General features: G+C 60.9%; 11 protein-coding genes. 5 read left to right on the top strand and 6 right to left on the bottom strand.

The features are described from left to right. Positions 1-103 precede the first annotated feature (103 nt). Positions 104-1075: a VOC family protein gene (locus tag ATU_RS03950; RefSeq protein ID WP_010971159.1), complete on the top strand. Its 972-nt coding sequence runs from the start codon at positions 104-106 to the stop codon at positions 1073-1075. A 433-nt stretch (positions 1076-1508) separates the two neighbouring features. Here ATU_RS03950 and ATU_RS03945 read toward each other — a convergent pair whose 3' ends face one another. The 3 genes from ATU_RS03945 to ATU_RS03935 all read right to left on the bottom strand — a co-directional run bounded on the left by ATU_RS03945 (position 1509) and on the right by ATU_RS03935 (position 6397). Continuing rightward, the gene (locus ATU_RS03945; protein WP_010971158.1) at positions 1509-4976 is read right to left on the bottom strand and encodes a chromosome segregation SMC family protein; all 3468 of its coding nucleotides are present in this window, start codon (positions 4974-4976) and stop codon (positions 1509-1511) included. A gap of 84 nt (positions 4977-5060) precedes the next feature. Beyond that, complete coding sequence (locus tag ATU_RS03940; protein ID WP_006309853.1) at positions 5061-5741, bottom strand: DsbA family protein; 681 nt, start codon at positions 5739-5741, stop codon at positions 5061-5063. 128 nt (positions 5742-5869) lie between these two features. Continuing rightward, positions 5870-6397: a DUF721 domain-containing protein gene (locus ATU_RS03935; RefSeq protein ID WP_010972643.1), complete on the bottom strand. Its 528-nt coding sequence runs from the start codon at positions 6395-6397 to the stop codon at positions 5870-5872. 98 nt (positions 6398-6495) lie between these two features. On the opposite strand from ATU_RS03935, the gene mutY reads away from it, so the two are divergent. The 3 genes from mutY to ATU_RS03920 are packed head-to-tail and all read left to right on the top strand — an operon-like array spanning position 6496 to position 9011. Next, a complete protein-coding gene (gene mutY, locus ATU_RS03930; protein ID WP_010971157.1) occupies positions 6496-7599 on the top strand; it encodes an A/G-specific adenine glycosylase in 1104 nt (367 codons plus the stop codon). Then, positions 7596-8207, top strand: a complete 612-nt coding sequence (locus tag ATU_RS03925) for an HAD family hydrolase (RefSeq protein ID WP_010971156.1) — start codon at positions 7596-7598, stop codon at positions 8205-8207. The genes mutY and ATU_RS03925 overlap by 4 nt, the downstream gene beginning before the upstream one ends. A 48-nt stretch (positions 8208-8255) precedes the next feature. Beyond that, complete coding sequence (locus ATU_RS03920) at positions 8256-9011, top strand: alpha/beta hydrolase family protein (RefSeq protein ID WP_010971155.1); 756 nt, start codon at positions 8256-8258, stop codon at positions 9009-9011. 436 nt (positions 9012-9447) lie between these two features. Here ATU_RS03920 and ATU_RS03915 read toward each other — a convergent pair whose 3' ends face one another. Then, positions 9448-10593, bottom strand: a complete 1146-nt coding sequence (locus ATU_RS03915) for a site-specific DNA-methyltransferase (protein WP_010971153.1) — start codon at positions 10591-10593, stop codon at positions 9448-9450. Between the two features lie 236 nt (positions 10594-10829). Here ATU_RS03915 and ATU_RS03910 point away from each other — a divergent pair, with 236 nt between their 5' ends. Continuing rightward, positions 10830-11930 carry a hypothetical protein gene (locus ATU_RS03910; protein WP_010972642.1) on the top strand — a complete coding sequence of 367 codons (1101 nt, stop codon included), beginning with the start codon at positions 10830-10832 and terminating at the stop codon, positions 11928-11930. A gap of 183 nt (positions 11931-12113) precedes the next feature. Here ATU_RS03910 and ATU_RS03905 read toward each other — a convergent pair whose 3' ends face one another. Continuing rightward, positions 12114-12578: a DUF1284 domain-containing protein gene (locus ATU_RS03905; protein ID WP_010971152.1), complete on the bottom strand. Its 465-nt coding sequence runs from the start codon at positions 12576-12578 to the stop codon at positions 12114-12116. Positions 12579-12623: 45 nt separating this feature from the next. Next, a complete protein-coding gene (locus ATU_RS03900; protein ID WP_010971151.1) occupies positions 12624-13304 on the bottom strand; it encodes a GntR family transcriptional regulator in 681 nt (226 codons plus the stop codon). Positions 13305-13460 lie beyond the last annotated feature (156 nt).

Genomic DNA, 13460 nt, shown 5'->3' with positions numbered 1-13460 from the left:
AGAATTGCCGCAAAGGCCAAATACGGCATGATTGACGCATTCGTGTAGTGCGCTGAAACGGAGTGTTGCCTAAGCCATTCAAATCGCTGCAAAGAGATTATTCATGCAATTTACCCGCCGCCATACGTTGAAATTTGCCGGAATTTCCTGTGCCGCCACCGCTCTTGCCGGTGCGCTCAAAGCAGAAGGGGGTGCAGCCCCCGCAAATGCCGCCCTGCCCTTCGCCTTAACGACACCGATACATGTGGGTCAGGCGGCGCTGCGCGTCCGCGATCTCGATCAGATGATCGATTATTACCGCTCAGTACTCGGCATGAACGAGGTGGAACGCACGGCAAGGGGCGTGACGCTCGGTGTCGGCGCCGTGCCGCTGCTCGATCTCGTACACAAGCCGGCGGCAGATTTCGAAAGCCCAACCTCCGCCGGCCTGTTCCACATCGCCTATCTGATGCCCTCTCGCAAGGATCTGGCCCGCTGGCTGGTGCATGCGGCGCTGAAGCAGGTGCCTCTGTCAGGTTTTGCCGATCACAATGTCAGCGAGGCGATCTATCTCAATGATCCCGAAGGCAACGGTATCGAGGTTTACAGCGACCGGCCGAAAGATACATGGGTCTGGAGCGGCAACGTGGTGAAGATGGGCACCGAACCACTCGACGTCGATGATCTCGTGACGCTGACCGATACCAGAAAAAGCGATTATGAGGCAGCCCCGGCCGGCATGCGCATTGGCCACATACACCTGCGGGTCGGCGAAATCGCCACCGCCCGCGCCTTTTACGAATCGGCCGTCGGCCTGCGACCGACGCAGGATGCGCGCTCGGACGCCTCTTTCCTCTCCTCCGGCGGCTATCATCACCATCTAGCGGTGAATAGCTGGAGCAGCCGTGGTGCGAAGGAACGCAACGCCATGGAAACCGGTCTCGACTGGTTTTCACTCGCCGTTCGCAATCCCGCCGATCTCGAGGCGCAGAAAACACGGCTGCGGGCCGCCGGTTACGTGCTGGTGGAGATGGAGAATAATGTCGTGGAAGCGATCGATCCCTGGGGCACGCGGCTGCGGCTTGTGCCGGGGTGAGGTTTGAGGCTTAAATTTTGCGACGAATAGATGCCGAGAACGCCTGCGCCACATGGTTCGAATTCCGCAAAGCAAAGCATCCGCATTCCCTCATTCCTGTGCTCGTCACAGGAATCTAGCCAGCCCAAGTCCTTGGGCTGGGAGGACTCCTCTCGCCGCGCAGACGCGCGCCGGCTGGTTTCCTGTGACGAGCACAGGAATGAGGAAAAAGGAGGCGCATGCACCCCAAAAAGAAAGCCTTGCGAGGCCACGGCAGCGGCCTCGCAAGGCATTCCATCCGGTACAGGAAACCGGATGGTGGGGTCTGGAGAGAGCCCTAGACTTATAGGCAGACCATAACAAAATGCCGCGTGATGTCGCTCACCCGAATGGGTGAGATAGCAAGATAAATTCAAAATGAGCATAATTGGCGAAGAGAACCGGAAAAGGCGCCTCAGACGGCTTCGCGCAGCTGTTCGGCAGTCTGCAAATCCACGGAGACGAGTTGCGAGACGCCCTGTTCGGCCATGGTGACACCGAACAGGCGGTTCATGCGCGCCATGGTGATGGGATTATGGGTGATGATAACGAATCGCGTCTCGGTGGAGGCCACCATCTCATCCATCAGGTTGCAGTAGCGCTCGACATTGTGGTCGTCGAGCGGCGCATCCACCTCGTCCAGCACGCAGATGGGCGCGGGATTGGTGAGGAAGACCGCAAAGATCAGCGCCATCGCCGTCAGCGCCTGCTCGCCGCCGGAAAGCAGCGTCATGGTCTGCGGCTTCTTGCCGGGCGGGCGGGCGAGGATTTCGAGGCCGGCTTCCAGCGGGTCGTCGGATTCGATCAGCTGCAATTCTGCCGTGCCGCCACCGAAAAGATGGGTGAACAGCCGCTGGAACTGTGAATTGACCACGTCGAAGGCGGCAATCAGCCTCTCACGACCCTCGCGGTTGAGGCTCTGGATGCCGGCGCGCAGCTTGCGCACGGCATCGATGATATCATCCCGCTCCTTGATCAGCGCCTCGAGCTTGCCGGAAAGCTCCGCCTGTTCCTCCTCGGCGCGCAGATTGACGGCACCAAGCCTTTCGCGCTCGATCTTCAGCCGGTCGAGATCGCGCTCGACATCGCGGATATCGGGCTTCGGCTGATCCGGGCCAAGGCCGGTCAGGCGAAATGCCATATGAGGCTCGGTATTCAGTGTTTCGCGGATGCGGTGTTCGGTTTCCAGCCGTTTCTCGCGGGCGGAAACCAGACGTTCTTCGGCACGGCCGCGCTTTTCGCGGGCTTCGGCCAGTTCGGAAAGCGCCGTTGCCGCCACCCGATCGGCGGCACGCTGCAGGTTTTCCGCCTCGGCCAGCCGGTCGGCGGCGGCGCGGCGGGCGTCTTCGGTCTTTTGCAATTCGTTGAGGAGGTTGCGGCGTTTCTCGTCGAATTCCTCCGGCGCTATATCAAGCTCGGCGATTTCCTCGCGCGCCTCTTCCTCGCGTTCGCGCAATGTGGCGATATGATCGGCCGCACTTGCAGCGCGCGATGCCCAGGTGGAACGCTCCTGCCCTATGGCCTGAATTCTGCGCTGGCGGCTTTCCGCCTCGCGACTCACGCCTTCATGGCGAGCGCGGGCCTCCGCCAGCAGGCCGCGGTCGGTCGCGACTTCCAGCTGGCTTTCACGCAGCCGGAGATCAAGCACGGAAAGATCCGGCGCATCTTCCATTTCGATGCGGGCATTTTCTTCCTGAACGGCGATCTCGTCGATCTGCGCGCCGATCTGGTTCTGCGCTTCGGAAACGACATCCCGGCGGCGCAGCAGATCGCCCGAGGCCCGTTCGGCGGATGTCAGCGCCTCGCGTGCCTCGGCAAGCTGACGGGTCGCGAGCCGGCTCCGGTCACGCACCTCCGAGAGCCGCAATTCACTGCTTCTGATGTCCTCGGTTTTCGCGGCAAGCTGGTCTTCGGCCTCTTCCAGAATGGAGCGGGCCTCGTCCAGTTCGGCTTCGATTTCGGCGAGGCGGTTCTTCTGCGACAGGCGAAGGGCCGCAGCACCCGGCGCATCGGCGCTGGCGATATGGCCGTCCCAGCGGAACAGCGCGCCTTCGCGCGTTACCAGCCGCTGGCCGGCTTTCAGCGACGGCAGAAGGCGTCGGGCCTCCGATACGTCTGCAACGACACCAATCTGTGCAAGGGCGCGCCGGAGGGCATCCGGCGCCTGCGCATAGTCCAGAAGCGGTTTAGCGCCCTGCGGCAGGCCGGGATCATCCGCACCGTTTCCATTGCCGCCCCAATAGGCGGGGGCGCTCGCATCGAGCGGGCTTTCGAGATCGTCGCCAAGCGCCGCGCCAAGTGCGGCCTCATAACCGCGCTCCACCGTCATTTCTTCCGCCACCGGCGTGAAACTACCATTGGCGGCAGCGCTGGTGGCGAGCATTTTGGTGATGGTGCGTGCTTCGGTATCCAGCGCATTCAGCCGGTTCTTCGCCGTTTCCAGCGGCCCGCGCGCCAGCGCTTCGGCGGAACGCGCCTCGGCAACGGCGGCCTCGGCCTCCTCCGCCACGATCAACGCGTCCTCGACGGCAATCTCAGCCGCTTCCACCGCTTCGCGCCGCTCCGCGGGGTCGGGAAGACCGGAGAGTTTTTCGTCGATGGTGTCAATCTCGGCAGAGGCTTCCTGCGATTGCCGCTCCAGCCGCAGCTTGCGGTCAGAAAGATCGCGGATCGCCCGCTCCAACTGCTGACGGCCGGCCGCCGCCTCGGCGCGTTCGGCGGTGATTGATGTGAAAACGGCTTCGCTTTCCGCCAGCTTGACGGCCGCAGCCTCGAAGGCTTCGCGCATCTCATCCGCATGACGACCGGAATCGGAGAGGATGTCGAGAAGTTCGGCCTCTTCTTCGTCCAGCCGTGCGAGTATCTGGGCATTATCGGCGACCAGCCGTTCCTCGCGGACGATATCCTCGCCAAGCTGCGAGAGACGGCGGGCCAGTTCGTCACGACGGCGCAGCAGGCGGTTTGCCTCGTCATCCAGCTGGGTGCGGGCGATCTGCAGGCGTTGCAGGGCGGCGGCCACGCGGGCCTCGTCCTCGCGCAGTTCCGGCAATTTCAGGCTGGCGATGCCCTGCTGCTTGGCCGCTTCCATCTGGCCTTGAGCCTTTTCGGCGACGATGTTGGTCGCCTGATTGAGCGCGCTTTCCGCCTCGCCTTCCGCTTCCTTCGCCTCCACCCAGCGGATGTGCAGAAGGGTCGCCTCGCGAGCGCGGATATCGGCGGACAGCATCTTGAAGCGGTTGGCCTGGCGCGCCTGACGTTTCAGGCTTTCGATCTGGCTTTCCAGCTGGGCAGTCACGTCTTCCAGACGCTCCAGATTGGTCTCGGCGGCGCGCAGGCGAAGCTCGGCCTCGTGGCGGCGCGAATGCAGGCCGGAAATGCCGGCCGCCTCTTCCAGCAGCTGGCGACGGGCTTGTGGCTTGGCATTGATGAGCTCGCCGATACGCCCTTGCCCCACCATGGAGGGCGAGCGGGCGCCGGTGGAGGCATCGGCAAACAGCAGTTGCACATCCTTGGCGCGGGCTTCCTTGCCATTGATGCGGTAAACGGAGCCGTTTTCGCGCTCGATGCGGCGCGTCACCTGAATTTCATCGGCATCGTTGAAAGCGGCGGGCGCGGTGCGGTCGGAATTGTCGAGATAAAGGCCGACTTCGGCGGTGTTTCTGGCCGGGCGGTTGCCGGAGCCGGAAAAGATGACGTCATCCATGCCGGATGCGCGCATGTTCTTGTAGGAATTCTCGCCCATCACCCAGCGCAGCGCTTCGACCAGATTGGACTTGCCGCAGCCATTCGGGCCGACAACGCCGGTCAGACCGGGCTCGATGATGAATTCGGAGGGTTCAACGAAGGACTTGAAACCGACGACGCGGAGCTTGTTGAACTTCATGCCGTCACACCCCAGCAAGAAGATGGGCAATAAAAAACGGGCGTGCGGAAATATCCGCCGCCCGCTTTCTGAAGGCTTCGGTGATCAGAGCAGCTTGTCGATGACAGCCGACATGGTTTCAACCGACATGTCTCCTGCGTATTTCTTGCCGTTGATGATGAAAGTCGGCGTGGAGTTGACGCCGAATTCCGTCGCACCGCGTTGCATGGTTGCGTTCACATCATCCAGAAGTTTCTGGTTCGTCAAGCAGGCCTCGAAAGACTCCTGTGAGAAACCGGCCATTTTCGACATTTGCAGCAGGGCGGCACGCGCATCCTGGGCGACAGCCCAGCTCTGCTGCTGTTTGAACAGCATGGAAACGAAGGGGAAATACTGACCTTCCGGCGCGCAGCGCGCCAGCATGAAGGCGGCAGCGGCGCGCGGATCGAACGGGAATTCGCGCAGCACGAAATAGACCTTGCCGGTATCGATGTACTTCTTCTTGATTTCTTCGAAGGTCTTGTTGTGGAAGTTGGCGCAGTGCGGGCAGGTCATCGACATATATTCGACGATCTTGACGGGTGCGTTGGCATCGCCGAGCGCTGCTTCCGGCAGCGGGCCGGGCTTCATCACCGCAGCCATATCCACGTCACCGGTGGATTCAGGCAGTTCCTGCGCTTCGGCAATGCCGGGCGTGAAGGCAAACGGCAGGGCCGTGGCAATGGCGGCAAGAGCAACACCGCCGAGAAGGCTGCGACGGGAAATGGTCAGTTCGGGAAAATGCATGAAAGCACCTGTTGGTAATAGACTCTATTGTCCGTTGATTCCGATATAGCGACGGCCTGTTCATCACAAGCGGAGTTCTGGACTCTTCTTGTCAAAGAATTGTGACCAGTCAAGGACAACCGCACCGATCAAATGCTTCGGCCACGCGGCTTCTTCTGCAAGACCGCCGTGCCAAGCCGTTCCACCGCCTTGCGCAATGCCTCGCTCTCGAGGCCTTCCATCATGTCATCGAGACGTTTTGCCGCATCACCACGCAGGGGCTGCGGTTTGCGACGGCGGGTGATGGCCTGCGACACCGGCTTCTGCACGATCCTGATCTGGCGCACGGCCGGAAAGCCGAAAAAGCCGTTGATGCGGGCGATGAGTTCGCCCTGGGCATGGGTGAGAAACAGGGCGCGCGCGCCTTCGCAGGCGATCGTCAGCACGCCGGGCTGGTAACCGCCGCGATCCGGGCCCTCGTCGCGGCGCGGCCAGGTGATCTTTTCCGGCCGGGTGCAATCGGCAAAGTCATCACCTGCGATCTCATCCCAGGAGCCGAGCAGCGCCGTGTTGATGCCCGCCCGCTTCGACAGCACGGGGTCCATGATGCCATTGGCGACCTCGGCGATCTGGACGACGCCCTTCCTCTGTACAACGCCCTTCTGGGGATAACGCATGTTTCACTCACGTTTTGGGAGCCGGCGAATCCACATGTTCTTGATCGCCTGCTTCTTATGTCCCAACTATAGGCCAAATCGAACAGAAACGGCAAACCATGCTTCAAAAAACCGCCCCGTCGTCTTATGCGCAGATGCTGCTCGCATGGTACGACCGGCATCATCGCGAACTGCCGTGGCGCACCTCCCCGGCCATGGCGGCACGAGGAAAACGTGCCGATCCCTACCACGTCTGGCTTTCAGAAGTGATGCTGCAGCAGACGACGGTGCAAGCGGTAAAGCCCTATTTCCTGAAGTTTCTTGCCGCCTGGCCACGTGTTGACGATCTGGCGACGGCACCGGTCGAGGATGTCATGGCCGCCTGGGCGGGACTTGGCTACTACGCCCGCGCCCGCAACCTTAAAAAATGCGCGGAAGCCGTGGCGCGCGAGCATGGTGGCGTCTTTCCGGACACGGAAGAAGGTCTGAAGCAGTTGCCCGGCATCGGCGATTATACGTCCGCCGCCGTCGCGGCCATCGCCTTCAACCGGCAGGCTGCTGTCATGGACGGCAATGTCGAGCGCGTGATTTCGCGGCTCTTTGCCATCGACGCGCCCCTGCCCGGCTCCAAACCGGCGATGAAGGCGAAGGTGGCGGAATTGACCCCTGCCGAGAGGCCAGGGGATTTTGCGCAGGCGATGATGGATCTCGGCGCAACGATCTGCACGCCGAAACGGCCGGCCTGCGCGCTCTGTCCCTTCAATGGCGCCTGTCTGGCGCTTACCCGTGACGAGCCGGAACGTTTTCCGGTGAAAGCCGCAAAAAAGGCAAAGCCGGTGCGGCTCGGGGCTGCTTTCGTCGCAGTGAATACAGAGGGCGAGATTCTGCTGCGGCGGCGCATCGACAGCGGGCTCCTCGGCGGCATGACCGAGGTGCCGACAACGGCGTGGACTGCGCGGATGGATGGCGGCACGGAGGTGAGCCATGCACCCTTTGCTGCCGGCTGGCAGATGGCGGGCGTGATCGGGCATGTCTTCACCCATTTCGAACTGCGTCTGACCGTCTATCGCGCGCAGGTTCCGGATGGCCTTCAAACCGGACCGGATGACGGATGGTGGGAGCCGGTTACAAATCTTGACGCGCAGGCGCTGCCAACGGTGATGAAAAAAGTCATTGCAGAGGCTATTCCATCCGCATTCGATAAAAGCAGGAAGTTTCGATGACCAAGATTGACCATATCGTATTCGACATCGGCAAGGTGCTGATCCATTACGATCCGCATATTCCCTATAGCCGCCTCATTCCCGATGCCGATGAGCGCCAATGGTTCTTCGAGAATGTCTGCACCCATGACTGGAACCTCGAACAGGATCGCGGCCGCCGCTGGGAAGATGCCGAGGCGCTGCTGCTTGAGCGGTTTCCCGAACGGGAAGAGCACATCCGCGCCTTCCGCAAGTTCTGGCACGAGATGGTCTCGCACTCCTATGATGACAGCGTCGCGATCATGGTTGCCCTGATCGACAGCGGCCATGATGTGACGATGCTGACCAACTTCGCCTCCGACACTTTTCGCGAAGCGCAGAAGATGTTCCCCTTCCTCACCCTGCCGCGCGGCGTAACGGTCTCCGGCGACGTGAAGCTTTTGAAGCCGGATGTGGCGATCTACCATCTGCACGCCAAAGAATTCGGCCTCAATCCGGCCACCAGCCTCTTCATCGACGATACGCTCGCCAATGTCGAAGGCGCCAAGGCCGCCGGCTGGCAGGCCGTGCATTTTACCGGCGCGGAAAAGCTGAAGCAGGATTTGCGGGCCTATGGGGTGGAGGTGTAAAGACATTCGTAGTCTCTACACCCATCGGCTGTAACTTGAGGGCTGGCCATGTCTGCGATATCGCGACATATTATTGATCGAGGTGATGGCGCGGCCGTTGAACTTTTCCAGGCTCAAACCGCATTTCCACCGAAGGGAGCGATACTGTTTGTTCATGGCAATCAGGGCGGGCTTCTTCTGGGGGCGAAAGAGGCTGTCGATAACGGAATGCTGCTCCGTTTCTCATCCCGCCTGAACGTCACGGCGGCGGCGGTTTCGCAGCCCGGATTTGGCGCATCCGAAGGCCCCACAGACTTTTGCGGTCCAACCACCCAGCAGGCGATTATAGCTGCCTTGGGTTTTCTTCAGAAGCAATCTTTAATCGATCCCGAACGAATCATTCTTTACGGCAATAGTCGCGGGGCAGTCGCGTCGGCGATGGTTGCCACCCAGATGCCCGATCTGCGCGCTGTCATTCTATCGAGTGGCGTTTACGATCTCAAACGAGCTTATCAAAGCAGTCCGCGGGGTTTGCAGTTGGCAATTGAGAAAGAGGCTGGACTTACGAATACAGCTTTCTTGGATCGTTCTGCTCTGTTTCATTCACACAAAATTCGCGCAGAAACACTTCTCTTGCATGGTAAACATGACGATCGTGCACCGGTGGATCAAGCCGAGAGATTCGCAAATGCGATTTCGGAAGCAGGACTATCCGTCGACCTTCAGACTTTTGAATGTGGGCATCGTATCGCGGGCGAGCTTACCGCTCCAGTCCTGCGCAATTTCCTGACGAGGATACTTGCCCCTGCTGCCACTTTTCACTGATCTTATAACCGTTAAGCCGAAGCGAACAAGGCCTCCTGCGAGCGATCGCCAATGCCGCTCTGCATCTCCTATGAAGACAGCGTGCAGAATTTGGCAAGGTTTTTCAAAACGGATGGGGAAAAGAAATTGGCGCAGGCGGAAATGGCGGTCTCCGGCCTGCGCCAGTCCTGCCGCAAGCGGCATCGGACGCAATGTTTTTGTGAGCTTTCCGAACCGGATTTTCACAACCACTGCTCTGATTTGAGACAGTACTGCGCGTCTCTTGCGCGAAACTTGTCTAGCTAAAGTTTTATATTCGAAAATACCAACGCCCGACACCAGGGTGCCGGGCGTTGGTCGTTTCTCTATCCGGGACTGAAGGTACTAAACCGGACAGAGACGTATTCTGACAAGGGCGGGCGGTGGATCGTCCGTCTCCAGCCTCTACGGCTCTCGACTATTCAGCCTTTGCCATTTCACTGCGGATGATGGTTCTGAGATCATCGATCGGCTTCAGCGCGTCGCCGTCCTCGAAATGCCAGAACGTCCATCCATTGCATGCATCGAGACCCTGCACCTTCGCGCCGAGGCGGTGAATGGAGCCGGCGGTCCCGCCGGATGCGAGCGTACCATCGGCACGAATAATGGCGCTATAGCGACGTCGTGCATCCGTCAGCACCTGGCCGGGGCGGACGAGGCCGCTTTCCACCAGCGTGTTAAAGGCCACGCGCGGCTCGGCCTTCTTGCCGGTCATGACGGTCAGTTCCGCCTTGCCGAGCGGCTCGACGGCGGTGATGCGGGCGGATGCCGCATCGATATAATCCTGTTCGCGCTCGATGCCGACGAAATGGCGGCCAAGGCGTTTTGCAACGGCACCCGTGGTGCCGGAACCGAAGAACGGGTCAAGCACGATATCGCCCGGCTTGGTCGATGCCATGATGATGCGCGCCAGCAGGGCTTCCGGCTTCTGTGTGGGATGCACCTTCTTGCCGTCGTCGCCTTTCAGCCGCTCATGGCCGCTGCAAATCGGGAACAGCCAGTCCGAGCGCATCTGGACATCGTCGTTGGAGGCCTTCAGCGCGTCGTAGTTGAAGGTATAGCTCTTGGCTTTCGGATCGCGACTTGCCCAGATCATCGTCTCATGGGCGTTCTGGAAACGGCGGCCCTTGAAATTGGGCATGGGGTTGGTCTTGCGCCAGACGATATCGTTGAGGATCCAGAAATCGAGGTTCTGGAGCATGGCGCCGACGCGGAAGATATTGTGATAGGAGCCGATGACCCAGATGGTGCCGTTCGGTTTCAGCACACGGCGGCAGGCGAGCAGCCAGGCGCGGGTGAAGGCGTCATAGGCGTCGAAGGAGGCGAACTGGTCCCATTCGTCATCAACGGCATCGACCAGCGACTGATCGGGCCGGTGCAGCGTGCCGCCAAGCTGGAGATTATAGGGCGGATCGGCGAAAATCGCATCCACCGACTGGCTCGGGAGGGCATCCAAGGCAGCGACACAATCACCTTTGATGATGCTGTCTTTCCAGGCGTCACTCTCGCCCGCACGATCAAAACCGGCACGCCGAAAATCGGCCAGCGGAAAAACTGCTGCCATTGGTACTCGCTCCATACGCTTACTCTCTACTGACGCTTATGGTTACCGAAGATGGTTATCAAAGCCTGAACAAGTCACGGAAAATGCGAAATAAATGGCTGTTGCAGCGCGCCGGCCGGATTTACGGCGGCAGGCGGGGAACCTGAAGTGCGGCAAAAACGTTGTGCACAACGGGTTCTCCTGTTCCGCGAATTGCGAGCTGCGGGAGCAACGATTCTGGCAGGGGGTAATCCGCAATGGGGTCCGTGATGAAAATGGCTTGTTTTTCCATGAATGTCGTCTGTGCCGCTTTTTTCGCAACGGCGCTACCGGCGCTGTCGCAGGAACCGGCTCCGACCCCGCAGTATAACGTCGTTACCGACGCGGTGCTGTTCGACGGCGGCCCCTCGCTTGGCAACAGCGACAAGGTGCGTTGGGATTTTTACAAGGCCGACCGAACCGGCGCACGCACCGAGACCAATGCCGGCGGTTCCTATGACGCCACCTTCGAAGCAAAATTGCCGGCCGGCAGATATGTCGGCGTGGCGGCGCTCGGCAATGTGACCCGCGACGTGCCCTTCGAGGTGAAGGACGGAAGCATCGCGCGGCCGAAGGTGAATTTCGACGCGGCGGAACTGACTGTGGTGCCGAAGCGTAGCGCCGGCGGCGAGGTAGAAACCCAGGCGAAAACCGAAATCACCAAGGGCGATTTCAAGGACAGCGTCTATGGGCAGAATACGGTCTTCGTGCCGGCTGGCGAGATTGTCCTCACCGGCAGCATAGGGCCGGCGCGGGCGCAGGAAACGCTTGCCATCAAGGCCGGCGAAAAGATCAGCCACGAGTTGGTCATTCCGAGCGGCGTTGTCGTCGCCAAGGCGGTTTATGCGCAAGGCGGCAAGGCTGTCGAGACGGACGACATCCGTTTCGAGGCGATGTCGGCCAAGGAAACACTGGATGGCACGCGCCAGACCATCAGCGGCGTTTACGGCACCGGCAAGATGATGGAAATGCCCGCAGGCGATTTCGTGATGCGCGCCCGTCTCGGCAAGGTGACGGCGGAACAGCCATTCACGGTAACCGCCGGACAACGCTCGGAAATTACCCTCAATCTCGATGCCGGCGTTCTTGCCATCACCGCCCCCGGCGCGGAACGGATCGATATTGTTGAAACGACCAAGGACCTTCAGGGCACGCAGAAGGAGATTTCCGGCCGTTACGGCACGAAACATCAGGAAACCCTGCATCCCGGCGATTATTCGGTGAAGGTAAGCTACGACAAGAAGTCCGGCCGCGACCCGAAGGAGATCACGGCGACCGTCAAGGCGGCGGAGCGGACCGAGACGACTGTGGCGGAGTAATTGCCACGGGGCGGTTGTTCCCCGCATCCTCATTCCTCCTGCCCCTCCCTCATTCCTGTGCTTGTCACAGGAATCTAGCCAGCCCAAGTCCTTGGGCTGAAAGGAGTCTCCCCGTCGCGTGGACGCGCGCCGGCTGGATCCCTGTGACAAGCACAGGGATGAGGGCCGGCGGAATTTAGAACATCACAATTTCCGGCCGGACGGCCCATATTTGGGCCTGAGCATCGGATGGCGCGTTGCATCCTTCGGCACCACCTGTGACGGCACGCCGATTTTCACGCCGGCAAATCCCGAAGCCGCGATACGGTCGCACAGCTTGATCCACTGGCAGCCGCGACAGGCCTGCCGGATGTCTCCGGCGGCGAAAGCCAAGCGCATCTTGGCGAGAAAATCCGGCGTCACCCGCAGCCTTTTACCGGCAATCAATGTTTCGCCAAGAAGCGTCGAAACCGACAGACGGGCCGTCTCGTCCCGTTGCACAATACCGTCGTTGAAACAGTGGGCGTGGCTTTCGCAGAGCAGACCTTCGCAGACGTCGTCCGCCCCCTCCACCAGCTCGATATCTTCGCCCGCATTCAGCCGGAAGGCAACGCGGTCGTAATTTTCCACGAAGCCCGATGTGTAGCCCTTGCCGATATAGGTCAGCATACAGAGAAGGTGGTGGGGCCGCAGGCGGACGGTCACGGCTCCGCCCTATCCAACGATGGCGAAGGCGTCACGCACCGAGCCGGACGAGGTGCGGATCGCCTTGCGGCCAATCCATTGCACATGTCCATCGAGAATGCGCACCGCCTCCTCGGCGCGGCCGCCACGAAGCGCATCCAAGATTGCGCGGTGATCGGTATCGGTGCGGCGTTCCCAGCCGGCCCGCCAGGCGGAGAACAGGAAACGGGCGCTCGCCGCATGCAACCCATCGATGGCCTCCATCAGGCGCGGCATGTTGCAGGGCGCGGTGATGAGGCGGTGGAAACGACGATTGGCCTCCTCCCAATGCTGAACATCGACGGCGCTATCGCCTTCAAGGGTGGCCGCTTCCGCCTGATCGAGAATGGCAGGGGTCATGTTGGGAATAGCGTGGCGCAGCGCCAGCACCTCGAGGGCCGCGCGCATTTCCGCAACCTCGCGCACATCGTCGAGCCCGAAATCCGCGACCCGCACACCCCGGCGCGGAATGCTGGCGGCCAGCCCCTGCGCTTCCAGCCGGCGGAAGGCCTCGCGCACCGGCACATGCGAAGCGCCGAATTCGGCGGCGATATGATCCTGCCGCAGACGTTCGCCCGGCGACAGCTCACCACGAACGATGCGCTCGGCCAGAGTGCGGCTGATGCGTGCGGCGATGGTGTCTTCGGGCGTGGTTTTTTCTGGCTTGGGCATATTATCCCTTAACGCAAATGCCGCGGCCCTGTGTAGCGGTTTTTAGGGACGTCAAACCGAATATTCGAAGCCCGGCAGCCGCTAACCCATTCCTCGCCAAGCTATGAGCCCGGCGGGACCGACCCTTGCGGGCGAACCGGTTGAGCTTGGCGCGGA

Source organism: Agrobacterium fabrum str. C58, assembly GCF_000092025.1.
Taxonomy (GTDB): domain Bacteria; phylum Pseudomonadota; class Alphaproteobacteria; order Rhizobiales; family Rhizobiaceae; genus Agrobacterium; species Agrobacterium fabrum.
This window is presented reverse-complemented; position numbering and strand designations above follow the sequence as displayed.

What these genes read in the sequence shown, in the direction of transcription:
- ATU_RS03950 (WP_010971159.1), top strand. Translation starts at nt 104, where the DNA reads ATGCAATTTACCCGCCGCCATACGTTGAAATTTGCCGGAATTTCCTGT.
- ATU_RS03945 (WP_010971158.1), bottom strand. Translation starts at nt 4,976, where the DNA reads ATGAAGTTCAACAAGCTCCGCGTCGTCGGTTTCAAGTCCTTCGTTGAA.
- ATU_RS03940 (WP_006309853.1), bottom strand. Translation starts at nt 5,741, where the DNA reads ATGCATTTTCCCGAACTGACCATTTCCCGTCGCAGCCTTCTCGGCGGT.
- ATU_RS03935 (WP_010972643.1), bottom strand. Translation starts at nt 6,397, where the DNA reads ATGCGTTATCCCCAGAAGGGCGTTGTACAGAGGAAGGGCGTCGTCCAG.
- mutY (WP_010971157.1), top strand. Translation starts at nt 6,496, where the DNA reads ATGCTTCAAAAAACCGCCCCGTCGTCTTATGCGCAGATGCTGCTCGCA.
- ATU_RS03925 (WP_010971156.1), top strand. Translation starts at nt 7,596, where the DNA reads ATGACCAAGATTGACCATATCGTATTCGACATCGGCAAGGTGCTGATC.
- ATU_RS03920 (WP_010971155.1), top strand. Translation starts at nt 8,256, where the DNA reads ATGTCTGCGATATCGCGACATATTATTGATCGAGGTGATGGCGCGGCC.
- ATU_RS03915 (WP_010971153.1), bottom strand. Translation starts at nt 10,593, where the DNA reads ATGGCAGCAGTTTTTCCGCTGGCCGATTTTCGGCGTGCCGGTTTTGAT.
- ATU_RS03910 (WP_010972642.1), top strand. Translation starts at nt 10,830, where the DNA reads ATGGGGTCCGTGATGAAAATGGCTTGTTTTTCCATGAATGTCGTCTGT.
- ATU_RS03905 (WP_010971152.1), bottom strand. Translation starts at nt 12,578, where the DNA reads ATGCTGACCTATATCGGCAAGGGCTACACATCGGGCTTCGTGGAAAAT.
- ATU_RS03900 (WP_010971151.1), bottom strand. Translation starts at nt 13,304, where the DNA reads ATGCCCAAGCCAGAAAAAACCACGCCCGAAGACACCATCGCCGCACGC.